Here is a 26986-nt window from a genome sequence, read left to right as displayed (position 1 = left end):
AGCCCCCTCCCACTTTTGATTTGTGAACGCATTCAAATGTGGGAGGGGGCTTGCCCCCGATGAGGCCAGTACATCCAGCACAGAACTACCTGACACTCCCACGCAGAACACCGACCACAGCCTGCAACTGCGCAGGTGTCGCCTCCTCTACAGGAACAGGCGCCCCCGCCACCAACACCACCCGCGACCAGATCCGATGGAACAACCCCTTATCCGGATCGCGACTGAAAAAACTCCCCCACAGCCCCTGCAACGCCATCGGAATCACCGGCACCGGCGTCTCTTCCAGAATCCGCGTCACGCCACCGCGAAACTCATTCATCTCGCCATCGCCGGTCAACTTGCCTTCCGGGAAGATGCACACCAGCTCACCGTCCTTCAAGTATTTGGCGATCCGCGTAAAGGCCTTTTCGTAGATCTGGATGTCTTCGTGACGCCCGGCAATCGGAATCGCCCCGGCGGTGCGGAAGATGAAGTTGAGCACCGGCAAGCGGTAGATCTTGTAGTACATGACAAACCGAATCGGCCGACGCACTGCGCCGCCAATCAGCAGCGCATCGACAAACGACACATGGTTGCAAACGAGCAAGGCCGCGCCTTCATCCGGAATCTGCTCCAGGTTGCGGTGCTCGACGCGGTACATGGAATGGCTGAGCAGCCAGATCATGAAGCGCATGGTGAACTCGGGCACGATCCTGAAGATGTAGGTATTGACCGCGATGTTGAGCAGCGACACCACCAGGAACAACTCGGGGATCGACAGCTTGGCCACGCTTAGCAGCAGGATCGACACAATCGCCGACACCACCATGAACAGCGCATTGAGGATGTTGTTGGCCGCGATCACCCGCGCACGCTGATTCTCGGCGGTGCGCGACTGGATCAGCGCGTACAGCGGCACGATGTAAAAGCCCCCGAACACGCCCAGGCCGAGGATATCGAACAACACCCACCAGGCTTGCCCGTAGCCGAGCACCGCAAGCCAGTCGTTGGGCTGGACATTCTGCGCGAAGCCGCCGGAATGCCACCACAGCAGCAGGCCGAACACCGTCAGGCCGAACGAGCCGAACGGTACCAGGCCGATTTCCACCTTACGCCCGGACAGCTTTTCACAGAGCATCGAACCAAGGGCGATTCCCACCGAGAACACGGTAAGGATCAGGGTGACCACGGTTTCGTCGCCATACAACCATTCCTTGGCGTAGGCCGGAATCTGCGTCAGGTAGATCGCGCCGACGAACCAGAACCATGAATTGCCGACGATCGAGCGCGACACCGCCGGGGTCTGTCCCAGGCCCATGCGCAGCGTGGCCCAGGACTGGGTGAAGATGTTCCAGTCCAGGCGCAATTGCGGCGTAGAAGCCGCCGCCCGTGGAATGCTGCGGCTGGCGAGGTACCCCAGCAGCGCCACGCCGACAATCGCCACGGCCACCACCGGCGCGTAATGGGTGGACGACATCATGATGCCCGCGCCGATGGTGCCGGCGAGGATTGCCAGGAACGTGCCCATTTCCACCAGGCCGTTGCCGCCGACCAGCTCATCGTCGTGCAGCGCCTGGGGCATGATCGAATATTTCACCGGGCCGAACAGCGCCGAGTGGGTGCCCATGGCGAACAGCGCCAGCAGCATCAATTCCAGGTGATCGAACAGAAAGCCGGTGGCCCCCACCGCCATGATCACGATCTCACCAAGCTTGATCGCGCGGATCAACGCGTCCTTGTTGAATTTCTCGCCAAATTGCCCGGCCAGCGCCGAGAACAGGAAGAACGGCAGGATGAACAGCAAGGCGCACAGGTTGACCCAGATGGAACGGTCACCGTCGAGGGTGAGCTTGTAGAGAATCGCCAGGATCAGCGATTGCTTGAAGATGTTGTCGTTGAACGCGCCCAGGAGCTGGGTGATGAAGAACGGCAGGAAACGCCGCGTGCGCAGCAAGGTGAATTGTGAGGGGTGGCTCATCGTCCGTGTTCCTGCGTGGCCTGTTATTGATCAGGCCACGACTTTACCTAATCCCGCTTACTTATTCGCTAGCCCTGCAATGCAAGGTGAAACAAAAAGCTCGCCTTTATAGGCACCCTGCACCGTGCGCGTGGCCACGATCAGCCACATCAGCGCCAGGGCCACCACCAGCCCACTGCCCAATACGCTGAAGAACCCCAGGTGCAGCTGGCTTGCAAGCTTGAGCGTGGCCAGCGCGTACACCCCCAGCGGAAAGGTAAAGCCCCACCAGCCCAGGTTGAACGGGATACCGGCGCGCAGGTAACGCAGGGTGATCAACACCGCCAGCAACATCCACCACAAGCCGAAACCCCACAGGGTGATGCCCGCCACCAGGCCGAGCCCGTTGGCCATTTCGCCGACACCCGGCAGGCCATTGGCGGCAAAAATCGCGGGCGCATCGCCGCCGAGCAGCAACATGCCCAGGGCACCGGTGCCGATGGGCCCCAGCGCCAGCCAGCTCGAGGCCGCCATGTTGGCGTGGGGCAGTTTGTGCAAAGCCATGCGCAACATCAGGATGGTCAGGATGCTGAAGGCCACTGGCAGGGAGAACGCCCAGAGTACGTAGCTGGTCACCAGCATCACCAGTTGCCCATGGGCATCCGCCAGGTGCGGCGCCAGCAGGCCGCCGCTGGCGGCGGCGACTTCGGCGGCCACCACCGGCAGCAGCCACACCGCGGTCATCTGGTCGATGCTGTGCTCCTGGCGGGTGAACATCATGAACGGAATCAACACGCCGCAGGCCAACGCCATGGCCACGTCCAGCCACCACAGGGCTTCGGCCAGGGGGATCACAGCGTTGCCCCAGCGTGGCAGGCCAAACAGCAGCAAACCATTGAGCAGGGTCGCCAGGCCCATGGGAATGGTGCCGAAAAACATCGAGACCGTGGAGTGCGCGAAAATCCGCCGCGCCTCGTGGAAAAACATCACCCAGCGTGCGGCATACAGCGCGCTGAACAGGATGAACAAGCCGATGGTAGACATCCACAGCCCCTCGGCGACGGCATGCACGCCGGGCAGGGCCACCGGCAGTTGCGCCAGGGCCAGCGCCAGCACGCCGGTGCCCATGGTCGCGGCAAACCAGTTCGGGGTGAACTGACGAATCACTTCCCGTGGGCGGGCCAGGTGACTGAAGGGTTTATAGCTGATGGGGGTCAAGCAGGTCATGATGGCAATCCTCTTCCTCGCATGAGGGTGAGACCATCATAGAAGCGAATCGAATATCTATATAACGGGTAATATCTCTATACATTATCTATTATGCAGATATACAGAGCGCTGCCAGAGCATTCCGGCCAAAGCCCCCAAGGCCAGCAGAATCAGGAGTGCGCCGTACGCATCAGTGGTAGCGATCAAACCAAACTCCCTGCTCAAGTTACCGGCCAGCAGTGCCGGCAAGCAGAACGCCAGGTAACTCAACACGTAGAACGCCGACATCAATCCCGCGCGCTCATGGGGCAATGCCAACCCGACGATACTGCGCACACTGCCCATGAACCCGCCGCCAAAACCCAGGCCGGCCACCACACTGGCGACAAAGAACAACCACAGGCTGGCGCTTTGCACAGCCGTCAGCAACAGTGCCACGCCCGCCGCCAGCAACATCGCAGACAGGCGCATGACCTTATCCGCCGGGTGTTCGCGCAGGCTGTAGATCATCACTGCGCCACTCAAGGTAATCACGGCCACCAGCCCGCCGCCGATCAGGTGCGAAGTCGACCCCGTTGCTGCCCGCACCAGCGACGGCGCCAGGGATGAGTAGAAACCACCCAGCGCCCATACCGCTACATTCAACGGCATCGCCAAGCCCAGGGCCCGGCGCGCCTGCTTCGGCACATGCAGGGTCGGCGCCAGGGATTTCAAGGCACCCGGTATGCGGCTGACGGTTTCCGACAAGCGCCAGACATACAACGCCTGAAGCACCATCAATCCGAGCAGGGTGAAGTAGATCAACTGGGTCGGCCATGGCGCGTATTCCACCAGCAAACCGCTGCCCAAACCGCCACTGGCCATCCCCAGCATCGGCGCGAGGCTATTGAGCATCGGGCCGCGCAGACGGTCGGTGTCGAGCAGCGTCGCACTCAATACTGCCGTCGCCGTCCCCGTGGCAAAGCCTTGCAGCCCCCGCGCGGCAATCAGGCAGGCGGTACTGTCGGCGTTGATAAACAACAGCATCGCCACGATATTCAGGAGCAGCGCGACGAAAATCACCGGCTTGCGCCCGATGTAATCCGACAGCGATCCCACCGTCAGCAGCGCCGCCAGCAGACTCACGGCATACACGCCGAAGATCAGCGTCAGCATCGCTGCGGAGAAATGCAGATTGTCCTGATACACCTGGTACAACGGCGTCGGCGCGCTGGAGGCGGCGAGAAAGGTCAGTACCGTGATCACCAGAAATGTCAGGCTGGACCGTTGAGACAGGTTGCTGGGCATAGGCACGCTCCGCTAAAGCTAATATTTTGCTTTTGTGGAGTGTGCTACCCGTCGACGCTTAAAGCAAATTCTTTGTGTTAAGGTTTTACCCATGGCGATCAAAGAAGGCCTTCGCCCGGGGGGCCGTAGTGCCCGGGTACAAGAATCCGTGCATTCGGCCGTCCGCGAACTGCTGGAAACCCATGAGCGCGCCAGCGTCACCGTGCCGATGATTGCGACACGCGCGGGCGTCACGCCCTCGACCATCTACCGGCGCTGGGGTGACCTCTCTGCGCTGCTGGCCGACGTGGCCCTGGCGCGCATGCGCCCGGACAGCGAGCCGGCCATTACCGGCAGCCTGCGCGGCGACCTGCAAGCCTGGGCGGAACAATATCTGGATGAAATGAGTTCGGAGCCTGGACGCAACATGATGCGCGACGTGCAATGCAGCGTGACGCCGGGGTATTGCGTGAGCATTCTGAGCGGGCAGTTGCAGGTGATCGTTGATCGTTACCCGGACCAGCCAGCCCCCAGCGTGGATCGTTTGATCAATCTGCTCGCGGCCCCCACGGTGTTTCGTATTCTGTTTTCGACGCAGCCGTTGGCGGTTGAAGAGCTGCATACGCTGATCGACTTGGCGCTGAAAAACTGAAGCTTGATACAAAACCAAATGTGGGAGGGGGCTTGCTCCCGATAGCTTTGGATCAGTCAGTACAAAGGTGGCTGACAGACCGCTATCGGGAGCAAGCCCCCTCCCACATTTTTACGTACGCATCCCACGCCCGCTTACCAGCAACCGCGCACAGCCGATATACAAGACGATGGTGGCGACAACCATGAACGTGATCGCCACGCTGATCTTGATATCCGACACGCCCAGGATGCCGTAGCGGAAAGCGTTGACCATGTGCAGCACCGGGTTGGCCAGGGACACGGTCTGCCAGAACGGCGGCAGCAGCGTGATGGAGTAGAACACCCCGCCCAGGTAGGTCAGCGGCGTCAGCACGAACGTCGGAATGATCGAGATATCATCGAAGTTGCGCGCGAACACTGCGTTGATAAACCCCAGCAGCGAGAAAATCGTCGCCGTGAGTACCACGACCAGAATGGTGACCCCCAGGTGATGCACTTGCAGGTGGGTGAAGAACAACGACAGCAGGGTCACGATCACCCCCACCATCAAGCCGCGCAGCACGCCGCCCAAGGTGTAGCCGATCAGGATGGTGTGCGGCGACACCGGTGACACCATCAGCTCTTCGATAGAGCGCTGAAACTTGCTGCCAAAGAAACTCGACACCACGTTGCCGTAGGAGTTGGTGATCACCGACATCATGATCAGGCCCGGCACGATGTACTCCATATAGGTGAAGCCACCCATGTCACCGATCTGCCGGCCGATCAGGTTACCGAAGATCACGAAGTACAGGACCATGGTGATCGCCGGCGGCAGCAGAGTCTGCGGCCAGATTCGGGTAAAGCGCTTCACTTCGCGGTAGACGATGGTCTGCAGCGCGACGAGGTTGGGTTGCAGTTCGGAACTCATACCGCCACCTTCGCCAGATTTTTCTCCACCAGGGACACGAACAACTCCTCAAGGCGATTGGTTTTGTTACGCAGGCTCAACACTTCGATGTTCTGGGCCGCCAGTTGGCTGAACAGCGCCGTAATGCCCATGGCTTTGTCCACCTGCACTTCCAGCGTGTGGCTGTCCACCAGGCGGCTCGGGTAGCCCAACAATTGCGGCGGCGCCGACAGGTTGTTTTTCAGGTCGAGCAGGAAAGTTTCCACATGCAACTGGCCCAGCAGATTACGCATGCTGGTGTTCTCGACAATGGTGCCGTGGTCGATGATGCCGATGTTGCGGCACAACTGCTCGGCCTCTTCCAGATAGTGGGTCGTGAGGATGATGGTGATGCCCTTCTCGTTCAGCTCGGTGAGAAAGGTCCACATTGAACGACGCAACTCGATATCCACGCCAGCGGTGGGCTCGTCGAGGATCAGCAGGCGCGGTTCATGCACCAGTGCGCGGGCAATCATCAGGCGCCGCTTCATGCCGCCGGACAACGAGCGCGAAGGCACATCGCGCTTGTCCCACAGGCCCAGTTGGGTCAGGTACTGCTCGGCGCGTTCCTTGGCGATTTTCGGCGGGATGCCGTAGTAACCGGCCTGGGTCACGACAATGTCGAAGGTCTTTTCGAACTGGTTGAAGTTGAATTCCTGAGGCACCACGCCGATGGAACGCTTGAGCGCCGCCGGGGATTTGTCCAGGTCATGGCCGAAGATATTCACCGTGCCGCTGGTCTTGTTGACCAGGGTCGAGAGGATACCGATGGTGGTGGATTTGCCGGCACCGTTGGGGCCGAGCAAGGCGAAGAAATCACCTTCGGCGACGTCCAGATCGATACCACTCAGGGCCTGGAAACCGTTGCCGTAGGTTTTGGTTAGCTGCCGGATGGACAGAGCGGAACTCATATCGGATTACGCACCAAGGAAAAGAATAGAAACAATAGATGAGGGCACAGCGCAGGTAGTTCAACCTGCGATGTGTTCCAGCATGGTGCGTGCCCGCGCCGTACAAGTACAGTCACCCTTGTTAATAGTGTGTATCAGGTCAACGCGGTCATCACTGCCTTGCGGTAGGCCGGACGTTGCTTCAGGCGCTGGTACCACGCCTCCAGGTTGGGCATTGCCGGGCGTTCGATGGGCATCTCGAACCAGGCATAAATGAAGCAGCCCAGGGGAATATCACCGATGCCGAAGGTTTTGCCGGAAAGGTAAGGTTGCTCGGCAAGAGCCTGGTCGACCGTTTTGAGTGCATCGATGCAGGCTTGGCGCCCGGCATTGATGCTGTCCCAGTTTTGTTTTTCCGGCGGTGTGCGCAGGATGCCCCAGAACACAGCCTTGAAGGGATCGGCGAGCGTGGACGTGGTCCAGTCCATCCATTTTTCGGCGCTGGCCCGGATTTGCAGGTCACTTGGGTAAAAGTCCGACGCGTGCTTGGCGCACAAGTAACGCACGATGGTGTTGGATTCCCACAGTACGAAGTCGCCGTCTTCGATCATCGGCACCCGGCCATTGGGGTTCAAGGCCCGGTATTGCGGCGTGTCGACCACACCAAAAGCGCCGCCCGCATCAATCGCCTCATAGTCCAGGCCGAGTTCCTCGGCGCACCAGAGTGCCTTCCTGACATTTGATGAGTTTTTACGACCCCAGATTTTCAGCATGACCGCGCCTTATCGTTGGTGAACATGGCTTGATGAACGTGGCAGCATACGCCGGTTCACGCGCGCCTTGAATCACTCTGCCCGTCGCCCGGCAAGCCTGGGTGTTCAAGGTGCAGGGGTTGCAGCGCACCGCCTCATGCACGTCGCCGTCGAGATTGACTGCCTGGTCATATAAATCCGCGCGGGTTCCACGATGTTTCCCGGCGAACTCCACCCCCGCAGGGTGGTCACTATCGATGAAGCGGCTGGGACTCAGGTATCCCCAGTACAACTTGTAACACCCTGATCACCCCGCTTGGCCGGACGCCGTCTAAGCTCCCTGGTGGTTTCGCCCCTGGTTTCACGGAGGATTGAATATGCTGTTGTTGTGGATACTGGTTCTGGTGGTCGGCATTGCCTACCTGGCACACCGCCGCACCGCGCCCTTGCCCGCCCTGGGTGTGGTCGCCGTTTACCTGTTGGCGATGGGCGCCTGGAGCCATGCACCGGGTTGGCTGCTGCTGATTTTCTGGGTGCTGATCGCCATCGTGGCCGTGCCTCTGCTGCTGCCCGACCTGCGCCGCCAATACTTTACCAAGCCGTTGTTCAACTGGTTCCAGAAAGTCCTGCCGCCGATGTCCGAAACCGAGCGCGATGCCATCGACGCGGGCACCGTGTGGTGGGACGGCGAACTGTTCAGCGGGCGGCCTGACTGGGACAAATTGCTGGCCTACCCCAAGGTGCAATTGACCGAGGAAGAACAGGCCTTCATCGACGGCCCCACCGAAGAACTCTGCGCCATGGTCAGTGATTGGGAAATCGGCCAGGCCATGGACCTGCCCCCCGCTGCCTGGGAGCACATCAAGACCCATGGTTTCTTCGCCCTGATCATCCCCAAGGAATATGGCGGCAAAGGCTTCTCAGCCTATGCCCACTCCCAGGTCGCGATGAAACTGGCCACCCGCAGCGGCGACCTGGCTTCCACCGTCATGGTGCCCAACTCCCTGGGCCCTGCCGAATTGCTGTTGCACTACGGCACCGACGAGCAACGCAACCACTACCTGCCGCGCCTGGCGCGTGGCGACGATATTCCGTGTTTCGCCCTGACCGGCCCGCTGGCCGGCTCCGATGCCGGAGCCATGCCCGACACCGGCGTCATCTGCAAAGGCGAGTGGGAAGGCAAGGAAACCCTCGGCCTGCGCCTGAACTGGGAAAAGCGCTACATCACCCTCGGCCCGGTCGCGACCTTGCTCGGCCTGGCGTTCAAGGCTCATGACCCGGACCATCTGCTGGGCGAGGAAGAAGACCTGGGCATCAGCCTCGCGCTGATTCCTACCGACACCCCCGGCGTCGAAATCGGCCGCCGCCACCTGCCCCTGGGCGCCGCGTTCATGAATGGCCCCAACTCGGGCAAGGACGTCTTCATTCCGCTCGAATTCCTCATCGGCGGCCAGGAGATGCTCGGCAAGGGCTGGATGATGCTGATGAACTGCCTGTCCGTGGGCCGTTCGATTTCCCTGCCAGCAGTAGGCACCGGCGCCGCCAAGTTCACCAGCCTGGTGACCGGCCAATACGCGCAAGTGCGTGAACAGTTCAACGTGCCGCTGTCGGCCTTCGAAGGTATCCAGGAAGCCCTGGCGCGCATCGGCGGCAACGCTTGGCTGATGGACAGCGCGCGCATGCTCACCGCCAATGCCGTGGACATGGGCGAGAAGCCCTCGGTCCTGTCGGCGATCCTCAAGTACCACCTCACCGAACGCGGCCGCGAATGCATCAGCCACGCCATGGACGTGCATGGCGGCAAGGGCATCATCATGGGCCCGAACAACTACCTGGGCCGTAGCTGGCAAGGGGCGCCGATCTTCATCACCGTGGAAGGCGCGAATATCCTTTCGCGTAACCTGATGATCTTCGGCCAGGGGGCGATTCGCTGCCATCCGTTCGTGCTCAAGGAAATGGCCCTGGCCGGTCGTGAAGACCATGACCAGGCATTGAAGGAGTTCGATGGGCTGTTGATGCAACACATCGGATTCGCCGTGAGCAACGCCGCCAGTACCCTGGTGCTGAACCTGGGCATCGGTCACTTCGAAAAAGCCCCGGGCAACCGTTTGAGCCAGGGTTATTTCCGCGCACTCAACCGTCAGGCCGCCGCGTTCGCCCTGCTCGCAGACCTGAGCATGATGCTGTTGGGCGGCGAATTGAAACGCCGTGAACGGCTGTCGGCGCGCCTGGGTGATGTGCTGAGCCACATGTACCTGGCGTCGGCGGCGCTCAAGCGTTACCACGACCTGGACTCGCCGGATCACCTGGAACCGCTGTTCGCCTGGGCCATGGAAGAAAGCCTTGGCCAGTCCGAGCGCGCACTGGATGAATTGCTGAGCAACTTCCCGAATAAAATCCTCGGCTGCCTGCTGCGGGTGATCGTGTTCCCGTTCGGGCGTCGGCATACCGGGCCGTCCGATGCCCTGGATGCCGAGGTTGCAGCCGTGATCGGCCGTGCCAAGGGCGACCCGACTCTGGAAGAGTTGCTGGCTGGCTGCTATCGCCCACAATCGGCGCATGACCCGGTGGGCGCACTGCAACATGCCTATGACCTGCTCGGTGCCAGCCATCCGCTGCAGAAAAAACTGCACGCCGCGCTCAAGAGCGGGCAAGTCAAACCGACTGCCGGCGAGCATGCCATCGACGCCGCGCTGCACGCTGGAGTGCTGCAACCCGCCGAAGCGCAAACCCTGCGTGACGCCGAAGCGGCTCGCCGCAAGGTGATCGACGTGGATGATTTCAGCAAGGAAGAGCTGCTGCAGGCTGAGGGTAAAGTCCGCTGATACCAGCGGTCATATAAAAACGGGCGCGAGAGGCCTATACTCTCGCGCCCGTTTTTGCTTTAGAGGACTTATCTCGTGTCCAACGTCGTTGCCGATCATCTCGTCTTGCTCGACCACCTGCGTAGCATCCTGGTTGCCGTCGGCGAAGCCGAACAGGTACCCGAGGAAAGCCATTTGTTGTTTCTGGAACGTTTCGACGAACTGCGCGCCCTGCTGCCGATCGATCCGATCGAAAGCCAATACCTTGGCCAGGACATGATGAGCCAGGTCATCCTGCGCTATCCGCAAATCGCGCACCTGGTACCGCGCGACCTGCTGTGGTTCTTTGGCGGCGATTGCCTGCACTTCATGCCCGACGAAGAACTGGACCTGTACCAGGCCCTGGAAGAGCGTCGCCATGAAGCCGAGCTGAACGACGAACCGTTCGACTGGAATCAGGAAAAGCAGCTGCTGGCCATGCCGGACGACCAGAGCAAGCACTGACTTGCAGAACACCCAATCCAAATGTGGGAGGGGCGGTGCGACGATTCGACTTGCCCCCGATAGCAGTGTGTCAGTCAGCTTACCTGTCACTGATCCACCGCCATCGGGGGCAAGCCCCTCCCACATTTTTAACGGCGGCGCAGTGTCGGCTCCTTCGCCATGCACTCCACCAGATAATCAATAAACACCCGCAACTTCGGCGGCAAGTATCGCGTCGGTGAGTGCAGCAACCACGCTTCACCATGATACGACGCAATAAAATCCCACTCCGGCAATACCTGCACCAACTGCCCCGCCTCCAAGGCGTGTCGCGCCGTGAAATACGGCAAGCTGCCAATCCCCACATGCTGCAACACCGCATCCAGCCGCACGCCCGTGTGGTTCGCCGCATATCGCCCGCGTACACCGACCGTCACCGCCTTGCCGGCCTGGCGGAACTTCCAGCGTGAGTCCCCTGGGGTTTCACCCAGGTAGATGCAGCTGTGCTCCAGCAGATCATGGGGGTGACTCGGCGTGCCATGCTCGGCCAGGTACTGCGGCGTTGCACACAGCAAATGTTCAATCGGCAATAGCTGCCGCCCGATCAGACCGGGTGGAGGGCTGTCGGTGATGCGGATGCTCAGGTCGACATTGTCGTCGATCAAATCCACATGCCGATCCTCAAGGATCAGTTGCACATCCACCTTGGGATAGCGCCGCAGAAATTCCGGCATATGCGGATGCACCACAAACCGCCCCACCGCCTTGGGCACGCTGACTCGCACCAGGCCTTCGGCTTCATGGGTAAATTGCCCGCTGATTTCCATCACCGAGCGCGCCGCGTTGACCATCTCCTGGCACCGCTTGAACACCTCTTCGCCGCCCTCGCTAAGGCGCAGCTTGCGCGTGGTGCGCTGCAACAACCGGGTTGCCAAGGCCTGTTCCAGGCGCGAAATGCTGCGGCTCACCGCCGAAGGTGAAACGCTCAGCTGCCGCGCCGCCTCGGAGAAGCTGCCGGTTTCCACCACTTTGACGAAAATCGCCATTTCACCCAGCAGCGGCAAAGGAAGATTCATGCTCATGACGCACAGGTCCATTGATATTTGCATGGATTATCACCTATCAGCGCAGTATTTATACTGCCCGCAGAACCTGAATGCGGATGTAGACGACCATGACCCAGCGCCTGTTTTTCACCCATGATCACCTGACTGCCGAACTGGAAGTGCTCAGTTGTACCCCGCACGCTGAGCAATTCGCCGTTGTTGTGCAGTCGACGATTTTCCATCCCCAGGGCGGCGGCCAGCCATTCGACACCGGGTGGCTCGGCGACAGCCAGGTGCTGCGCGTCATGCAGGAAGCCGAGCATGTGGTGCACTACGTCAATCAAGCTGTGGAACCCGGCCCGATCACTGCCTGGGTCGATGCACAACGCCGCGCGCTGCACAGCCGCCTTCACTCAGCGGGGCATTTGATTGGCAATGCCGGCGAACGGCTGGGCTGGATGCCGATCAAGGCTCACCATTGGCCGGGGGAAAGCAAGATCACCTTTATCCGTGGCGAAACCGCACAAACCATGGACGCCGAGGCGCTCCAACAGCAAGTCAACCAGTGGATCGCCGCTGACTACTCACGGCAGATGACCCTGGATGAAGGCACACGCGAAGTCGGCTTCGGCGAACTGCCGGCTTACGCCTGTGGCGGCACCCATGTGCAGGCTCTGGGGGAAGTGGGCCAAGTGACGATCCTGACCCTGTCGGAGAAAAAAGGCGCGTTGTCGGTGCGCTACGAAATCAACTGACACTCAAAAATGTGGGAGGGGGCTTGCCCCCGATGGCGGTGTATCACTGACAGACAAGCTGACAGACACACTGCTATCGGGGGCAAGCCCCCTCCCACATTTAAACTGTGCACTACAAAGACATCCGGCTACACAGCAATTGCCCCCGCCCTGCCTGGCTCCACCACGAACGACTGTAACGCCGACACCGTGGCCGCCGGGTCGCGTGGGTCGCTGATCACGCGAAAATGCGTGAGCATCTGCTGGGCGTCCACTTCCACCGACACATACCCCCGCTGGCGACTATCAAAAAACCTCACATGGGGGTTGAGCGGCAGGATCTTCATGAAGGCCTCATAAGGCGGGCCATCGGAAGTCACCGAAGAGCCGACGAACTCGGTCGCCACAATCGCTGAGTCGGGATCATTGGCATCCGCGTGCAGGTCCGTAGCCCAGAACGAGTGAATATCCCCGCCCCAGAACACCGGGTTATGCACGCGATTTCGCTGGATAGAGGCCAGCATTACACTGACCGAGGCCAAACAAGGATTCACCCCCTATGCGCGGGTGATCCATAGCAAGACCATGGAGATCGACGGGCAGGTAGCGTGGGTGGGTACCAGCAACTGGTTGGGCGGCTCCCTGGATAATTCGCGCAATCTGGAAGTAGTGATGCGCAGTGAAGCGATGGCCAAGCGCGTAGGGCAATTGCATGAGCAATTGTGGGACGGCCCCTACGCTAGAGCCTTGAACGTGACGGATGAGTACCCCGCGCCTCATCCTGGCCAGCATTGACCTGGGCCATCTGGGTAATGGTAGTGTGTGAAAATGTTTCTGCCTTGTCGGTCAGAAACACCCCTACTCACTCCCTGCAAAGGAATGCCTCTAACCATGCACTTTCCACTGAAAAAGCTCGCGGCCGCCACCCTGTTCGCCGCCAGCCTTGCAGCCGTCACCCCAGCTGCGCTCGCCAACATCACGCCTGAACAGAACACCGCGATTCTGAAGAGTTTCAGCGACACATCGGTCAGCGATTTCCGCAGTTTCCTCGGCGCACTGGCCAAAGGCGACCTGGGCAAGACCGGTGACATCGCCCCGGCCATCAGCGCCTTTCTCGATAACAAAACCCTGAGCGCCGACCAGCAGAACGAGATCAACCGCCTGCTGGGCGTTTACACCCGCGTGAAGTACGGCAAAGCCGCGCTGGAGACCCTGCGCGAGCTGGTGGAAATCCCGACGTTCAACGTCGACGGGTTACCGCAGTATAAAAACCCGGAATTCCTCAAGATCGCCGACAAAATCCAGGCCCTGGCCAAGTCTTTCAACCTGAACTTCCGTAACGTCGATAACCGCGTGTATGAAATTTCCCTGGAAGGCAGCAGTAAAGAAGTGGTCGGCGTGCATGCCCACGCCGATGTGGTACCGGTGACGCCGGAAAATTGGGTGCTGCAGGACGGCACCAAGCTCGACCCGTTCAAGGTCACGCTGATCGGCGACCGCATGTATGGCCGTGGCACCGAGGACGACAAGAACGCGATCGTCGTGGCGATGTACGCCATGAAAGTGATCAAGGAAGAAAAGCTGCCGCTGGCGCGCACGTTCAAGCTGCTGGTGGATACCACCGAAGAAACCTCCGGTGATGCCATTCCTTACTACTTTGAACGCAACCCCGTGCCGCACTACAACCTGGCGCTGGATGGCGGTTACCCGGTGGTGATTGCCGAGAAAGGTTCGGGCACCGTCATGGCCACCTTCCCGGTGCGCAAGGGTGAAGGCACCGGCGCGCAGATCATCGCCATGACCGGCGGCAAGGCCACCAACCAGATTCCATCGGTATCGGTCGCCACGCTGCTCAGCGATAACCCTGCTGAATTGGCGGCCAGCCTGCAGCAGGCCGGGGATGACTATGCCAAGCGCAATGGCGGCAATTTCCAGGTGGCCGCCAAGGTCGACGGCAAGAACGTCAAACTCACCGTCACCGGCGTGTCGGCCCACTCTTCCGAGCCCGAATCCGGGGTCAACCCGGTGGCACGTATGCTGGAGTTGATCCACAGCGTCGATGGCAAGATTGCCCTCCAGCACAACCACATCACCGATGCTGCGAAGTATGCGGCGGACAACTGGGGCCTGGATTACCTGGGCGGCAAATTGGGCGTGGGCTTTGCCGATGACTTCATGGGGCCGCTGACCACCTCGCCGACCTTTGTCGGCCTGGATGACAAAGCCCTCAAGCTGGCGGTGAACCTGCGCGCGCCGAAAGGCAAAACCCCGGAGGCACTCAAGGCACAGCTCGAGCAGAAACTGAACGCCTGGAACGCACACGCCAAGGTCAACGTGAACTTCACCTATTCGCTGGATAAACCGATGTACCGCAACCCCGAGGGGGAGTGGGTAAAAGCGTTGCTGGCGGTGGCCACTGAAAACCTGGGCATGCCGCACACGTTTGGCACCTCCGCCGGCGCCACCTCCGTGCACGACCTGCCCAACGGCGTGCAATTCGGCCTGGCCCGCCCGGAAGAGAAATACACCGGGCACACCGACGGTGAGTTCAAGACCGTCGAGCAGTTCCTGCTGGACCTGCAGATCGTTACGGAAATGATGGGGCGTGTCGGCCAGTTGCCTAAGCTGTGAATATCCAATGTGGGAAGGGTTTGCCCCTTCCCACATTGGGCTCTGCTTCGTCCTGCAGATGGGTTTTCAGGCCTGTAACATCAGCATATCCTCAAAGAACCCACCGACCGGCTCAGTGGGATGGCACAGCTGAATCTCCAGCACCCAAGCCATCTCACTCGGTGCGATTTCCAGGTCGGCCAGTTGCTTGCTTTCGAACAACGCATGGGGAAAATCCGCAAGGCGATGCCCCGCCAGGTTACGCGCCAGCCTCCAGCCTTTGGCCACGGCGCGCTGTTCGGCGAAGTCATAGAGTTCGCGCCCGGTCAGGCCGCGCAGCCACGCTTGGCGGGTTTCATCGAACACTTCATGCAGTGCGGTGGTACAGGCCAGGTACAACGGCGAGTCACCGAATACAAAGGTGTCGCCATAATCACCTTCGTAGCCGTCCCACACCGGGCCGAGGTCGACCACGGCGATATCCGTGGCGCGCAGCCTGCGCTGACGATCGATGCCTTCGCGAGGTGGCCGCACCGTGTCGGCGCCAAAACGGATGTAGGTGGGATGCCAGGTGTGCGACGCGCCCATGGCCTGCAATTGTGCGGCGGCCATCTCAAGGGCTTCCCCGGTGGTCATGCCGACCTTCAATTGGCTGACGATGGACGCGAGGGCGCGTATGGATTTGTCTCGCGCCGCCAGCATGCCATCCAGGGAATAACGCGGGCCGACTTTCTCCCAGACCGGGTCGAACGATGGGGAAACCGTTACAGCATTCTCCCGACCGCTGGCGACAAAAGCCTCCGCGACAAACCGATGGCTCGGCAACCCCGCCGCAAGGCACTGGGTCCGTATCTGGCTGAGCATAGCGCCGTTCCCGCACGCATAGACCTGAGCCGCTTCCCAGTGATGCCCATGGCTCAATGCAACCTCCTGCACCCTGCCCTCGGATGAGCGTATGAGATGCCAGCGAAAACGCGGATGCTTGAGCGTCGATTGGTCCAGGAAGGCGCTGTCATAAAAGTCCGTAGACTGCGCGCCGCCCCAATACAACGTCACCTCGATATCCTGTTTGAGCGCGCTCAACAGGATCGGCTTGATACCCGCATAACCGGTGCCCGTGGCGAACAGGACGACGGCGTTGGCGGCATCGTCCTGCCAGGTACAGGCGCCAAACGGTCCTTCCAGTCGCAAGCGCTCACCCACCGCCAGGCGACCCAGAATACCGTCGGAAAAGCAACCGCCGCTGACCCGACGGATCTGGAAGACCAGACGCCCATCGTCCTCTGCAGGCAGGTTGGCAATCGAGAAACAGCGCGTGTCACCGTCCGCCAGGCGGAACTTGAGGTATTGGCCAGCCCGCGCCACCACCGGTGTATCCGGCTTGAGGACCAGTTCGATGACATCGGGTCCGAGTGCGCGCTTGTCGAGTACCTGAGCATCAATGACCAACGCGGGGGTATCCAGGGACCAGCCGGGAATTTCCAGGCGCATGTCGGAGCACGCATGGCTCTGGCACAACAGCATTTCATTGGCGGCCAGTGGGTAACACGGCGCCGGCGTATCCGGTGCCAGACGCTTGGCCCGATACTCGCCTGCAGCGACCGTCACCTTGCATGAGCCGCAGGCACCACGGCGGCAGGAGAACGGCACCGACAGGCCGCTGGCGAGCATGGCATCAAGCAACAGTTCATTGCCGGCTTCAAAGGTTTTCCCAGAAGGGGACAGTTCGATGACATGGCGCATGTGCTCAGGACCTCAGAATGTGAAGCTGCATTGTTGCGCTAGACTGGGCCCATAAGAACCTCCAGTTTTGGATACTTCAGATGGTCCAGATGCGTAAATGGCGCCCTTTACTCAAGCTCGATGAGAACGCATCACAAGCGTCCTATCGCAAGATTGCCGAGGGCCTGGTGACCGCGATTCTTGAAGGGCGCCTGCCGCCCGGCACCTTGCTGCCAGGTACGCGGGAAATGGCGCAATTGCTCGACGTTAACCGCAAGACGGTCATCCTGGCCTATGAAGAAGCCGCGACCAAAGGCTGGCTCATCAGCGAGCCGCGTCGCGGCACGTTCGTCAATGCCCAGTTGAAGCCCAAGCAACTGCCCGGTGGCGCGCCGCAGGCTTTTGCACCGCCCCTGCTGGCGCAGGCGGTGGTGCCGTATTTTGCCCATAACGCTCAAGTCACCGCGCTGCGCCATCGGCATGACGCGCTGTTTTTCGACAATGGCACCAGCGACCACCGCCTACTGCCCCAGGCCGTGCTGCATCGCTACTACCGCAACGCCCTGCGCAACAGCTTTGCCTCCAACACCGTACGCTACGGCAGCGAAGGCACCGGCCATCACCTGCGCTGTGCCCTCGCCGAGATGCTGCGCGGCGAGCGCGGGCTGGCCGTCAACGCCGACAATATCTGCCTGACCCAGGGCACGCAGATGTCGCTGTACCTGAGCGCCAGCCTGCTGCTCACACCGGGGGACGTGGTACTGGTGGAGCGTCTGAGTTACCCGCCGGCGTGGGAAATTTTCCGGCAGTTGGGCGCGCAACTGGTCACGGTGGACGTGGACGACGAGGGTTGTCGCACGGACCAGATCGACCGTCTATGCCAGCAGCACAAAGTGCGCATGATCTATGTCACGCCGCATCACCAGTTCCCGACCACCGTCAGCCTGCACGCCGCGCGCCGACAACAATTGTTGACGCTCGCAGCGCTGCACGACTTCTGCATTATCGAAGAAGATTACGACCACGAATTCCACTTTAACGGGCGCCCTTACCTGCCTCTTGCCAGTGACCGTTCTCAGCGCCATGTGATCTATATCGGTTCGTTGTCCAAGGCGCTGGGCTCGACGTTTCGATGCAGCTACGTGGTGGCCCCCACCCACGTGATAGAGGCCCTGCACCGCAACGCGGCGTTGATGTTGGGAGATGCCGACGCCGTCGCCCAGAAGATGCTGGCCGACCTGATCAATGACGGTGAATTGAAGAAGCATCTGCGCCGCGTGTCGAAAGAATATCGAGTGCGTCGAGAGACGTTGCAGACCTGTCTGCATGAGTCGCTGGGCGCTCGTATCCAGGTGCGCGAGCCGGAAGGTGGCCTGGCACTGTGGGCGCGTTTCGAGGATGAAATAGACGTAGATCGAATGGTAAACACTGCCTTGGACCACGGACTGGTGGTGCGCAGCGGTCGGCAGTTCTCGCCGCTGGGCCAGCCGGAAAATGCGTTGCGGTTGGGTTTTGCGTCGCTCAATCAGGAGGAAATCCGTCAAGCCACCTTGCGCTTGGCCCAAGCGGCCAACAGCCTTCAGCGCCAATGACTTCAAAAAGGTGAGCGCTGTTTTTCGCAGACAAAAAAAAGCCACTCGTTTGAGTGGCTTTTTCTTTGAATTGGAGCGGGAAACGAGACTCGAACTCGCGACCCCGACCTTGGCAAGGTCGTGCTCTACCAACTGAGCTATTCCCGCAAATGGCGTCCCCTAGGGGACTCGAACCCCTGTTACCGCCGTGAAAGGGCGGTGTCCTAGGCCACTAGACGAAGGGGACACGCTACTGAAACACATGGTGTGTATTTCAGTGCCCAGAGGCCTCGTCCGAAGACGTGGTCCTGGTTTCACTCAATGCCGCCCGAGAGCCACACTGCTTGTAAATTGGAGCGGGAAACGAGACTCGAACTCGCGACCCCGACCTTGGCAAGGTCGTGCTCTACCAACTGAGCTATTCCCGCATATGGCGTCCCCTAGGGGACTCGAACCCCTGTTACCGCCGTGAAAGGGCGGTGTCCTAGGCCACTAGACGAAGGGGACACACGTACAACATTCACTCCCTACCGCGTTTCGCTGTGTGCTTTACGCTGTAAGTGGCGCGCATTCTATGGATGGATTGAAAGGTCGTCAACCCCCAAGGATAAATTTATTTAAATCAATGACTTCGCCCCATTGAGCGGCCTGCGCGGGCATTCTGCTGCGCCCAAGCCCTGGCGCCTATATTCTGACGCGCCACAAGGCGCTATAGTTGCCACAGGCAAATGATGGCAATGTGCATCCACGCAGGATCACTTTACCTATATAGAAGAAACTACCTGGGCAACTGGTCGAACAGTCCTATCCGCCGGTTAGCGCAGTCACTACACTCCACAGCAAACCCTATAAAGAGGTCACACCGGTGACACCACTCATGATCACCCTGCTGGTAGTAGCCGGGATCGTAATACTGATCGCCATTGGCTACATGAACCATGTGGTGGAAAACAATAAGCTGGAAAAGAAGCGTACCGAGATCGAGCTCAATGATCGGCTGCGTCGCTGTGGTGAAATCACCGAGACCTTTCCCGGCCAGTTGATGACGCCGGCGCTCAAGCTGTTGCTGACCCGCCTGGAACTCAACGTCAACCAACGCCTGCTGAACCTCAACAAGTCCAGCGCCGCGCTCAAGGCGCGGATCGCCGAGCTGAATGCAATGATCGCCCAAGGCGAATCGATTCCGGTGGCCAACCCACCCGCGCCGATCCAGACCGAAGCCAAGGCCAAGGATGTGCGCTTCCTGCTCGAAGCACTGCATGGTCAGGTCACCCGGGCAGCCCAGGACGGCTTTCTGCCGACCAACGAGGCCAAGCACTGGATCAAGGAAATCCGCCATATCCTGGTGCTGCTGCACATCGAGTTCTTCAACAATCTGGGCCAGCATGCCCTGCAGCAAGGTCAGCCGGGCCAGGCGCGCCTGGCATTCGAGCGTGGCGTACAGTACCTGCGCAAACAACCGGAGCCCGTGCTGTACAGCGCACAGCTGCAATTGCTGGAATCACAGTTGGCCCGCGCCAACTCCACGGTGTTGACCAACAGCGCGCCGGCCGAAGACGAAGTCAACGAACTGACCGAAGGCCTGAAGGTCGTCGACGCCGATGCCGAGTGGAAAAAGAAAGCCATTTACGATTGAGTGCCGCTGGCCCCGTCACGGGCCGGCCTTCCGAGTGCAGGGGCGAGCTTGCTCGCTCCTGCCTGCGCCGCACATGACGGTGCCATCAGTTTGCATCTATCCCCCCGCCCCCGACTAGCGTAAAAAAGTGCCCCTCACTCCGTGAAGTTAGAGGCCTGCTATGCCTGTCGCCGTGATTGATGGACAACCGCTGCACTATATCGACCAGGGCACCGGCCCGGTCGTCCTGTTGGGTTCGAGCTACCTGTGGGACCGCGACATGTGGGCACCGCAGATCGAAGCGCTGTCGCAGCAATACCGTGTGATCGTCCCTGAACTGTGGGGCCATGGCGAGTCGGGCACGCTGCCTGCGCAAACCCTGTCCCTTGATGACCTGGCACGTCACAACCTGGCTTTGCTCGACCAACTGGACATCTCACAGGTCAACCTGGTGGGCCTGTCGGTCGGCGGCATGTGGGGCGCCCGCCTCGCCTTGCTGGCACCGGAACGCATCAACAGCCTGGTGCTGATGGACACCTACCTGGGCGCCGAGCCGGGGGCCACGCGCGAGTATTACTTCTCGCTGTTCAAGATGATCGAAGACGCTGGCGCCATCCCGCCGCCGCTGCTGGATGTGATCGCGCCGATTTTCTTCAGACCGGGAATCGACCGCGAATCAGCCCTGTATCAGGGTTTTCGCCAGTCGCTGCAGGATTTCCCCCGGGAGCGCCTGCTGGACAGCGTAGTGCCCCTGGGCCGCTTGATTTTCAGCCGCGCAGACATTCTCGATCAGCTTCATCGCTTGGATTGCGATACCACCCTGGTGATGTGCGGCGAGCAGGACAAGCCGCGGCCACCTGCGGAATCCCGGGAAATGGCCGAGCTGATCGGCTGTGCCCTGACATTGATTCCCGACGCCGGGCATATCTCCAGCCGCGAGAATCCGGACTTCGTCAATGAGGCGCTGCTGACGTTCCTCGCCAACAACGCCTGATCACCTTCCACACTGATCGCGGCGCGCCGGCCGCGATCAGAGGCGGAAGTGCCCCACCATGCCCTTGAGTTCCGCGCCCAACTGCGCCAGCTGGATGCTCGAGGCAGCATTGCCTTGCATGCTCAACGCCGATTGATCGGCACTTGCCCGGATGCTGGTGACACTGCGGTTGATCTCTTCGGCCACCGAGCTTTGCTCTTCAGCCGCTGCGGCAATCTGCTGGTTCATCTGCTGGATCAATGACACCGCCGCTGCAATGCTGCCCAGGGCGCTCTCGGTTTCCAACGCATCGCTGACCGCCAGCTTCACCAGTTCGCCGCTTTGTTGAATCTGCTGCACCGACGACTGCGCCGCGCTGCGCAAGGTGCTGACCAGGCGTTCGATTTCTTCGGTCGATTGCTGGGTGCGCTTGGCCAGCGCCCGCACCTCATCGGCGACCACCGCAAAGCCGCGCCCTTGCTCCCCTGCGCGGGCCGCTTCGATCGCGGCGTTCAGGGCGAGCAAGTTGGTTTGCTCGGCGACGCTCTTGATCACGCCCAGGACCGTGCCGATGTTCTGGATCTCCGCGCTGAGGCTTTCGATACTGGCGCTGGCACTGTTGCTGGACGTGGCCAGCAATTCGATGCGCTGCAAGCTCTGACGCACCACCCGTTGGCCGCTGTCGACCTTGTCATCCGCCGTCTGTGCGGCTTGCGCGGCCTCTTCGGCATTGCGCGCCACGTCGTGCACCGTGGCCGTCATCTGGTTCATCGCCGTGGCTACCTGTTCGGTTTCTTCCTTCTGGCTGCTGACTTCGACGTTGGTCTGCTCGGTAACGCTGGACAGCGTCTGCGCCGAGCTGGCCAGTTGCTCGATACCGGCCTGCAACCCGCTGACCATATGGCTCAGGCCGTTGCCCATCTGCTGCATCGCCTGCATCAGTTGGCCGATTTCGTCGCGGCGGTTGACCTCCATGCGCCCACTCAGGTCACCGGAGGCAATCTGCTGTGCCACTGCGATCACACTGCGCAGCGGCGCCACGATCAAGCGGGTAATCACCCAGGCCGCGATCAGCCCCACCAGCAGCGCCAGGGCGGATGAACCGATGATCAGCAGCGTGCTTTTGCCCAGTTGCGCCTGCATCGACTGGTCTTCCGCGTCATAGGCCAGGTTGACTCGGCTGACCACCTGATCGGCGCGATCATGCAATTGTTTGTAAACCAGTTTTTCCTGGGCCAACAGCCCGGTGTACTCGCCGAGCTTTTCGCTGAACGCCGCGATATGCCCGGACACCTCATTGAGCACGGTCTGGTAGCCGGGGTCCTTGACCGAGGTTTTCAGTTGTTCGGCCTGGGCCAGCGCCTGGTCGGCCTGCTCGATTTTGCCCTGCTCGGCCTCCTCCGCATCGGCCTTGCGGCTCTGATCCAGGCGTAGCCGCGCTTCGTTCATCGCCTGCAGCATCAACCGCGACACCTGGCTCACCTGCCCTGCCTGCTCGATAAACTCGGCACCCGCCTTGCCCTGGCTTTCCTTCAGGCCATAGGCGCCATCGTCCGCCAGGCCGGCCTGCAACACATCGAGGTTATTGGCCACGCTGGACACCGACCAACTGGCCATTTCCAGGGCCAGGTCCTTGGCCTGGGTCAGTTCGACGAACTCGTCGAACGCCTTGCGGTAGGCTGCCAGGGCTTGCTCGACATCGGCCATGACCGGCACGTTGGCAGCGGACTGGGCCTTGAGACTGGCCGCCAGCGCGGCCAGCGCGTCGACACTTTCATGCAGGGCGTCAACAGCCTTGGGGTCGGCGTGCAAGGCGTAATCCTGTTCGATCAGGCGCACCTTCTGCAGTCCACTGTTGAGCGAAGACATGTGCTTGAGGCCTTCGAAGCGCTGGCCAACGGTTTGCAGCGACCATACGCCAATGGCCGCTATCACTGCCGTCAGCAGCAGCACCAGGGTAAAACCCAAGCCCAGTTTTTTCGCCATACCGAGGTTGGCGAAACGTCGTTGCGCGCCCGAAATCATTGCACTTGAGTCCTCTTGCAATGGCAGATGCCATAAACCCGCTTACCAGCAGCGAGAGTCGCAATCACGGGGCACTGAACACAAGTCGTGGGCTCCACAATAATGGCAAAAAGCTACACACCCGTCGTTTTCAGAATGGTCGAGGTCGATCTGGCGGGACCCAGGGCACGAAACAGCGCCAGTGCTCGCGGATCAGCTGCGTAGGCCACGTTGATGCGCAGCCACTCGCAGCACTCACCCGCCGGGTTGAACAGCATTCCCGGCGCCAGCAGCACGCCGAGCTTGCGGGCACACGCCTGCACGCGCGAAGGGTTTTGCGCGCCAGGCCGCGCCCACAGGAACATGCCGCCGGCGGGTACTGCAAACACCTGCCATTCTTCATCCTCCAGCACCTGCAAGGTGGCGGCCATTTGCGTATTCAGGCGCTTGCGCAGGCGCTGCACCCACTTGCGGTAGGCGCCGTTGACCAGCAAAGTGGCCACTATCGCTTCGGCAAAGCGTGAGGTGCCGATGCCCGTCAGGGTCTTGAGTTGCGACAGTTGCGCGATGATCGCCGCACTGGCGCTCAGGTAGCCCACGCGCAAGGCGCTGCTCAGCGTCTTGGAAAAACTGGAGACGTAGATGACACGGTCATCATGGGGCAACGCCGACAACCGCGTGCAACTGGCGTGCTGCAGATCGCCGTAGACGTCTTCCTCGATGATCAGGAAATCCCGGCTGCATGCCAGCGCCAGCAAGCGCTCGGCCACCGCACGGCACAGGCTGGTGCCGGTAGGGTTGTGATAGAGGCTGTTGATGAACAGGCATTTGGGCCGATGGTATTGCAGGTGCGCCTCCAGCACCTTGATATCCGGGCCGCTGCGCGTGCGGGGTACTTCCAGCAATGTCACCCCGTGAAACGCCAGTTGCCGGTAGAGGTTGCCGTAGCCGGGGGTCTCGACCACCACCGTATCGCCGGCCCTGAGCAACGTGCGGATGAGCAGGTCCAGGGCATGGCTGGCGCCGTGGGTGGTGAGAATGCAGTCGAGACTGCTGGGCACGTGAATCTGGGTCAGGCGCTTGAGCAATTGTTCACGCAGGGCCGGCAAGCCCAGAGGCGTGCTGTAGTTGAACAGGCCTGCGGTGTCGGTGCGGCTGACTTCGCGGATCGCGTAGCTGATGTCATCGCTCTCGCGCCAGGCGTCCGGCAGCCAGCCACAGCTGAGCTTGAGCTCGCCTAAAGGGCTGTCGGTAAACCTGCCCCAGCCCTGTTCGGCGCCTTCGTACCACTGGTTCTCCTGAATGCTCGCCGGTTGCGCCACGACGAACCCCGAGCCTTTTTTCGAGGCCAGCATGCCTTGGGCCTCCATCCGTTCGAATGCCTCGATCACGCTGGACTGGCTGAGCAGGTTGTCGAGGGCCAATTGCCGCACAGACGGTAAGCGTGTGCCGGGGCTCACCCCATGCTTGCGAATCCATCCCGCGACTGCGCTGATGATTTGCTGCACCACCGGTACCGGGGCTTGTCGATCAATCCCTAAATCCATGAGCCACTCACTTCAACTGTTTGTTATTCAACCCAAACAGTTAAGCACAGAAGCCCAATAAACCCGTTCTCATATTTTATTAAAGTATTGATTTTATTGAGTTTTTTACCTAGTGATACACATTCGATCGCGGCTTTGTGCCAGCTACGGAAACACCCCACAACCCCCCAGTCCTTTTCGAACAGGTTGCAGTGTGAAGTCTTAAATTGCCGTGACACCGCCGTCCACCGCCAGGGCCTGACCTGTGGTGAAGGCCGCACCATCACTGCACAGGTACAACACCGCGCTGGCGATTTCCTCAACTTTGCCAATGCGCCCGACCGGGTGCATCGCTGCGGCAAATTCGGCCTTGCGCGGGTCAGCTTCATAGGCGCGGCGAAACATGTCGGTATCGATCACCGCCGGGCAGACAGCATTGACGCGGATTTTCTTTTTCGCGTACTCGATGGCTGCCGACTTCGTCAGGCCGATCACCGCATGCTTGGACGCCGCATAGATGCTCATTTTCGGCGCCGCGCCCAGCCCCGCCACCGACGCCGTGTTGACGATGGCGCCACCGCCCTGGGCCAGCAACAGCGGCAGTTGATACTTCATGCACAACCACACGCCCTTGACGTTGACCCCCATGATGGCATCGAACTCATCCAGACTGCCGTCAGCCAGCTTGCCCTTCTCGATCTCGATCCCGGCATTGTTGAAGGCATAGTCCAGGCGGCCGTAGGCGGCGACGGTCTGCGCCATCAATTGCTGCACATCCGCCTCCAAGGTGACGTTGCAGCGCACAAACAAGGCTTCGCCACCCGCTTGCTGAATCAACGCAACCGTACCCTCGCCGCCCGCCACATCGAGGTCGGCCACCACCACTTTCAAGCCTTCGGCGGCGAACGCCAACGCGGTCGCGCGGCCAATACCGGCGGCGGCGCCGGTCACCAGGGCAACCTGGCCGGAAAACGTCATGCTCATGGGGAATGTCCTTTGGGGGTTGATAGCCGTCGGGCGAGTCTAGTCAATCAGGGGAGCGACGCGTCAGCACTATCAGAAGGCCGGTTGGTGCTGCATGCGTCTGGGTGATAAGGCCACCGGGCTGACTATCAACCCCGTCTATCGGCAAGCATTCGCGTGGCTCGAACAACCTTGCTCACAGGCGGTTCCTTGTCTATCACTCATACTCCCCTTCTAAAGAGTTGCCGCCATGACTGCCCAGACCAACCGCCAGTTCCTGCTTGCCAAACGCCCGGTCGGCGCCGCCACGCGGGACACCTTCACCTTCCAGGAAGTCCCGGTAGGCACGCCGCAGGACGGGCAAGTGCTGGTGCACAACGAGTACCTGTCCCTCGACCCCGCCATGCGTGGCTGGATGAATGAGGGCAAGTCCTACATTCCACCTGTCGGCCTCGGCGAAGTGATGCGTGCATTGGGCGTAGGCAAGGTGATTGCCTCCAAGCACCCGAACTTTGCGGCCGGCGACTACGTCAACGGCGCCTTGGGCGTGCAGGATTACTTCCTGGGCGAGCCGCGCGGTTTCTATAAGGTCGACCCGAAACTCGCGCCCCTGCCGCGCTACCTGTCTGCGCTGGGCATGACCGGCATGACTGCCTACTTCGCGCTGCTGGACACCGGCGCACCCAAGCCCGGCGAGACTGTCGTGATCTCCGGCGCGGCCGGTGCGGTCGGCAGCATTGCCGGGCAGATCGCCAAACTCAAGGGCTGCCGCGTGGTGGGCATCGCCGGGGGCGCTGACAAGTGCAGGTTCCTGGTCGACGAACTGGGCTTCGATGCCGCCATCGACTACAAACACGAAGACGTACCCGCCGCCCTCAAGCGTGAGTGTCCCAAAGGCGTGGATGTGTACTTCGATAACGTTGGCGGCGACATTCTCGACGCGGTGCTCAGCCGCCTGGCGCTGAAGGCGCGGGTGGTGATTTGTGGGGCCATCAGCCAGTACAACAACAAGGAAGCCGTGAAAGGCCCGGCCAACTATCTGTCATTGCTGGTCAACCGCGCACGGATGGAAGGCTTTGTGGTGATGGATCACGCAGCGAACTTTGCCGCTGCCGGGCAGGAAATGGCCGGCTGGATGGCGCAGGGCAAGCTCAAGAGCAAGGAAGATATCGTTGAAGGGCTGGAGACGTTTCCCGAGACGTTGATGAAGCTGTTCAACGGCGAGAACTTCGGCAAGCTGGTGCTGAAGGTCAGCTGATAGATAAATGTGGGAGGGGGCTTGCTCCCGATGGCGGTGGATCAGCGAGTACATCTGTTG

At 60.7% G+C, this 26986-nt stretch carries 20 protein-coding genes, 4 tRNA genes and 4 pseudogenes; 10 read left to right on the top strand and 18 right to left on the bottom strand.

What is annotated here, in order from left to right:
* Positions 1-85 precede the first annotated feature (85 nt).
* The 3 genes from C4J90_RS08730 to C4J90_RS08720 all read right to left on the bottom strand — a co-directional run bounded on the left by C4J90_RS08730 (position 86) and on the right by C4J90_RS08720 (position 4435).
* Entirely contained in the window at positions 86-1960 is a 1875-nt protein-coding gene (locus C4J90_RS08730) for an MFS transporter (protein WP_124419623.1), read from the bottom strand.
* 57 nt (positions 1961-2017) lie between these two features.
* Positions 2018-3166 (bottom strand): TDT family transporter, encoded by a 1149-nt coding sequence (locus C4J90_RS08725; RefSeq protein ID WP_124419622.1) that lies wholly within the window; start codon positions 3164-3166, stop codon positions 2018-2020.
* Between the two features lie 84 nt (positions 3167-3250).
* Positions 3251-4435, bottom strand: coding sequence for an MFS transporter (locus C4J90_RS08720; protein ID WP_124414272.1), 1185 nt, complete (start codon positions 4433-4435; stop codon positions 3251-3253).
* Between the two features lie 91 nt (positions 4436-4526).
* On the opposite strand from C4J90_RS08720, the gene C4J90_RS08715 reads away from it, so the two are divergent.
* Positions 4527-5066, top strand: coding sequence for a TetR/AcrR family transcriptional regulator (locus C4J90_RS08715; protein ID WP_124419621.1), 540 nt, complete (start codon positions 4527-4529; stop codon positions 5064-5066).
* 111 nt (positions 5067-5177) lie between these two features.
* Here the strand turns inward: C4J90_RS08715 and C4J90_RS08710 are convergent, their stop codons facing one another.
* The 4 genes and pseudogenes from C4J90_RS08710 to C4J90_RS27040 all read right to left on the bottom strand — a co-directional run.
* Positions 5178-5957 (bottom strand): ABC transporter permease, encoded by a 780-nt coding sequence (locus C4J90_RS08710; RefSeq protein ID WP_124370200.1) that lies wholly within the window; start codon positions 5955-5957, stop codon positions 5178-5180.
* Positions 5954-6886, bottom strand: coding sequence for an ABC transporter ATP-binding protein (locus C4J90_RS08705; protein WP_124366461.1), 933 nt, complete (start codon positions 6884-6886; stop codon positions 5954-5956). Before C4J90_RS08705 ends, C4J90_RS08710 begins: the two co-directional genes overlap by 4 nt.
* Positions 6887-7020: 134 nt before the next feature.
* A complete protein-coding gene (locus C4J90_RS08700; RefSeq protein WP_124419620.1) occupies positions 7021-7638 on the bottom strand; it encodes a glutathione S-transferase family protein in 618 nt (205 codons plus the stop codon).
* 103 nt (positions 7639-7741) lie between these two features.
* Positions 7742-7909 (bottom strand): annotated as a pseudogene (locus tag C4J90_RS27040) (cysteine protease); the annotation flags it as partial.
* Between the two features lie 85 nt (positions 7910-7994).
* On the opposite strand from C4J90_RS27040, the gene C4J90_RS08690 reads away from it, so the two are divergent.
* Together C4J90_RS08690 and C4J90_RS08685 are read left to right on the top strand one after the other, a co-directional pair.
* Positions 7995-10442, top strand: coding sequence for an acyl-CoA dehydrogenase (locus C4J90_RS08690; protein ID WP_124419619.1), 2448 nt, complete (start codon positions 7995-7997; stop codon positions 10440-10442).
* A gap of 75 nt (positions 10443-10517) precedes the next feature.
* A complete protein-coding gene (locus C4J90_RS08685) occupies positions 10518-10925 on the top strand; it encodes a PA2817 family protein (RefSeq protein WP_124362017.1) in 408 nt (135 codons plus the stop codon).
* A gap of 128 nt (positions 10926-11053) precedes the next feature.
* On the opposite strand, the gene C4J90_RS08680 is transcribed toward C4J90_RS08685, so the two are convergent.
* Entirely contained in the window at positions 11054-11986 is a 933-nt protein-coding gene (locus C4J90_RS08680; protein ID WP_124421193.1) for a LysR family transcriptional regulator, read from the bottom strand.
* Positions 11987-12078: 92 nt separating this feature from the next.
* Here C4J90_RS08680 and C4J90_RS08675 point away from each other — a divergent pair, with 92 nt between their 5' ends.
* On the top strand, positions 12079-12705 hold the full coding sequence (locus tag C4J90_RS08675; protein ID WP_124419618.1) for an alanyl-tRNA editing protein: 627 nt from the start codon (positions 12079-12081) through the stop codon (positions 12703-12705).
* Between the two features lie 128 nt (positions 12706-12833).
* On the opposite strand, the pseudogene C4J90_RS08670 reads toward C4J90_RS08675, so the two are convergent.
* A pseudogene (locus C4J90_RS08670) lies at positions 12834-13226 on the bottom strand (alkaline phosphatase D family protein); the annotation flags it as partial.
* On the opposite strand from C4J90_RS08670, the pseudogene C4J90_RS08665 reads away from it, so the two are divergent.
* Together C4J90_RS08665 and C4J90_RS08660 are read left to right on the top strand one after the other, a co-directional pair.
* A pseudogene (locus tag C4J90_RS08665) lies at positions 13207-13479 on the top strand (phospholipase D-like domain-containing protein); the annotation flags it as partial. The pseudogenes C4J90_RS08670 and C4J90_RS08665 overlap by 20 nt on opposite strands.
* Before the next feature lie 96 nt (positions 13480-13575).
* Entirely contained in the window at positions 13576-15315 is a 1740-nt protein-coding gene (locus C4J90_RS08660) for a dipeptidase (protein WP_124419617.1), read from the top strand.
* A 66-nt stretch (positions 15316-15381) separates the two neighbouring features.
* Here the strand turns inward: C4J90_RS08660 and C4J90_RS08655 are convergent, their stop codons facing one another.
* Positions 15382-17037, bottom strand: coding sequence for a M24 family metallopeptidase (locus tag C4J90_RS08655; RefSeq protein ID WP_124419616.1), 1656 nt, complete (start codon positions 17035-17037; stop codon positions 15382-15384).
* Between the two features lie 80 nt (positions 17038-17117).
* Here C4J90_RS08655 and C4J90_RS08650 point away from each other — a divergent pair, with 80 nt between their 5' ends.
* A complete protein-coding gene (locus C4J90_RS08650) occupies positions 17118-18608 on the top strand; it encodes a PLP-dependent aminotransferase family protein (protein WP_124419615.1) in 1491 nt (496 codons plus the stop codon).
* Positions 18609-18679: 71 nt separating this feature from the next.
* On the opposite strand, the gene C4J90_RS08645 is transcribed toward C4J90_RS08650, so the two are convergent.
* From C4J90_RS08645 to C4J90_RS08630, 4 genes are all read right to left on the bottom strand, one after another.
* Positions 18680-18755: transfer RNA gene (locus C4J90_RS08645), tRNA-Gly, on the bottom strand.
* A 3-nt stretch (positions 18756-18758) separates the two neighbouring features.
* A tRNA-Glu gene (locus tag C4J90_RS08640) sits at positions 18759-18834 on the bottom strand.
* Positions 18835-18939: 105 nt separating this feature from the next.
* Positions 18940-19015: transfer RNA gene (locus tag C4J90_RS08635), tRNA-Gly, on the bottom strand.
* Between the two features lie 3 nt (positions 19016-19018).
* A tRNA-Glu gene (locus tag C4J90_RS08630) sits at positions 19019-19094 on the bottom strand.
* 370 nt (positions 19095-19464) lie between these two features.
* Here C4J90_RS08630 and C4J90_RS08625 point away from each other — a divergent pair.
* Both C4J90_RS08625 and C4J90_RS08620 read left to right on the top strand, forming a co-directional pair.
* The gene (locus C4J90_RS08625) at positions 19465-20223 is read left to right on the top strand and encodes a hypothetical protein (protein ID WP_124362012.1); all 759 of its coding nucleotides are present in this window, start codon (positions 19465-19467) and stop codon (positions 20221-20223) included.
* 160 nt (positions 20224-20383) lie between these two features.
* Positions 20384-21196, top strand: coding sequence for an alpha/beta fold hydrolase (locus C4J90_RS08620; RefSeq protein ID WP_124362011.1), 813 nt, complete (start codon positions 20384-20386; stop codon positions 21194-21196).
* Between the two features lie 36 nt (positions 21197-21232).
* Here the strand turns inward: C4J90_RS08620 and C4J90_RS27370 are convergent, their stop codons facing one another.
* The 4 genes and pseudogenes from C4J90_RS27370 to C4J90_RS08605 form a co-directional block, all read right to left on the bottom strand.
* On the bottom strand, positions 21233-22075 hold the full coding sequence (locus C4J90_RS27370) for a methyl-accepting chemotaxis protein (protein WP_372237493.1): 843 nt from the start codon (positions 22073-22075) through the stop codon (positions 21233-21235).
* A gap of 18 nt (positions 22076-22093) precedes the next feature.
* Positions 22094-22318, bottom strand: a pseudogene (locus tag C4J90_RS27365) (HAMP domain-containing protein); the annotation flags it as partial.
* A 995-nt stretch (positions 22319-23313) separates the two neighbouring features.
* Positions 23314-24726, bottom strand: a complete 1413-nt coding sequence (locus C4J90_RS08610; protein ID WP_124419613.1) for a PLP-dependent aminotransferase family protein — start codon at positions 24724-24726, stop codon at positions 23314-23316.
* A 201-nt stretch (positions 24727-24927) separates the two neighbouring features.
* Positions 24928-25689, bottom strand: coding sequence for an SDR family oxidoreductase (locus tag C4J90_RS08605; RefSeq protein ID WP_124419612.1), 762 nt, complete (start codon positions 25687-25689; stop codon positions 24928-24930).
* 229 nt (positions 25690-25918) lie between these two features.
* Here C4J90_RS08605 and C4J90_RS08600 point away from each other — a divergent pair, with 229 nt between their 5' ends.
* Complete coding sequence (locus C4J90_RS08600; RefSeq protein ID WP_124414261.1) at positions 25919-26926, top strand: NADP-dependent oxidoreductase; 1008 nt, start codon at positions 25919-25921, stop codon at positions 26924-26926.
* Positions 26927-26986: the final 60 nt, after the last annotated feature.

Source organism: Pseudomonas sp. R2-60-08W (assembly GCF_003852335.1).
Taxonomy (GTDB): Bacteria; Pseudomonadota; Gammaproteobacteria; order Pseudomonadales; family Pseudomonadaceae; genus Aquipseudomonas.
The sequence above is the reverse complement of the archived record's forward strand: the minus strand, read 5'-3'. Positions and strand labels throughout refer to the sequence as shown.

What these genes read in the sequence shown, in the direction of transcription:
- C4J90_RS08730 (WP_124419623.1), bottom strand. Translation starts at nt 1,960, where the DNA reads ATGAGCCACCCCTCACAATTCACCTTGCTGCGCACGCGGCGTTTCCTG.
- C4J90_RS08725 (WP_124419622.1), bottom strand. Translation starts at nt 3,166, where the DNA reads ATGACCTGCTTGACCCCCATCAGCTATAAACCCTTCAGTCACCTGGCC.
- C4J90_RS08720 (WP_124414272.1), bottom strand. Translation starts at nt 4,435, where the DNA reads ATGCCCAGCAACCTGTCTCAACGGTCCAGCCTGACATTTCTGGTGATC.
- C4J90_RS08715 (WP_124419621.1), top strand. Translation starts at nt 4,527, where the DNA reads ATGGCGATCAAAGAAGGCCTTCGCCCGGGGGGCCGTAGTGCCCGGGTA.
- C4J90_RS08710 (WP_124370200.1), bottom strand. Translation starts at nt 5,957, where the DNA reads ATGAGTTCCGAACTGCAACCCAACCTCGTCGCGCTGCAGACCATCGTC.
- C4J90_RS08705 (WP_124366461.1), bottom strand. Translation starts at nt 6,886, where the DNA reads ATGAGTTCCGCTCTGTCCATCCGGCAGCTAACCAAAACCTACGGCAAC.
- C4J90_RS08700 (WP_124419620.1), bottom strand. Translation starts at nt 7,638, where the DNA reads ATGCTGAAAATCTGGGGTCGTAAAAACTCATCAAATGTCAGGAAGGCA.
- C4J90_RS08690 (WP_124419619.1), top strand. Translation starts at nt 7,995, where the DNA reads ATGCTGTTGTTGTGGATACTGGTTCTGGTGGTCGGCATTGCCTACCTG.
- C4J90_RS08680 (WP_124421193.1), bottom strand. Translation starts at nt 11,986, where the DNA reads ATGAGCATGAATCTTCCTTTGCCGCTGCTGGGTGAAATGGCGATTTTC.
- C4J90_RS08675 (WP_124419618.1), top strand. Translation starts at nt 12,079, where the DNA reads ATGACCCAGCGCCTGTTTTTCACCCATGATCACCTGACTGCCGAACTG.
- C4J90_RS08660 (WP_124419617.1), top strand. Translation starts at nt 13,576, where the DNA reads ATGCACTTTCCACTGAAAAAGCTCGCGGCCGCCACCCTGTTCGCCGCC.
- C4J90_RS08655 (WP_124419616.1), bottom strand. Translation starts at nt 17,037, where the DNA reads ATGCGCCATGTCATCGAACTGTCCCCTTCTGGGAAAACCTTTGAAGCC.
- C4J90_RS08650 (WP_124419615.1), top strand. Translation starts at nt 17,118, where the DNA reads ATGGTCCAGATGCGTAAATGGCGCCCTTTACTCAAGCTCGATGAGAAC.
- C4J90_RS08625 (WP_124362012.1), top strand. Translation starts at nt 19,465, where the DNA reads ATGATCACCCTGCTGGTAGTAGCCGGGATCGTAATACTGATCGCCATT.
- C4J90_RS08620 (WP_124362011.1), top strand. Translation starts at nt 20,384, where the DNA reads ATGCCTGTCGCCGTGATTGATGGACAACCGCTGCACTATATCGACCAG.
- C4J90_RS27370 (WP_372237493.1), bottom strand. Translation starts at nt 22,075, where the DNA reads ATGGTCAGCGGGTTGCAGGCCGGTATCGAGCAACTGGCCAGCTCGGCG.
- C4J90_RS08610 (WP_124419613.1), bottom strand. Translation starts at nt 24,726, where the DNA reads ATGGATTTAGGGATTGATCGACAAGCCCCGGTACCGGTGGTGCAGCAA.
- C4J90_RS08605 (WP_124419612.1), bottom strand. Translation starts at nt 25,689, where the DNA reads ATGAGCATGACGTTTTCCGGCCAGGTTGCCCTGGTGACCGGCGCCGCC.
- C4J90_RS08600 (WP_124414261.1), top strand. Translation starts at nt 25,919, where the DNA reads ATGACTGCCCAGACCAACCGCCAGTTCCTGCTTGCCAAACGCCCGGTC.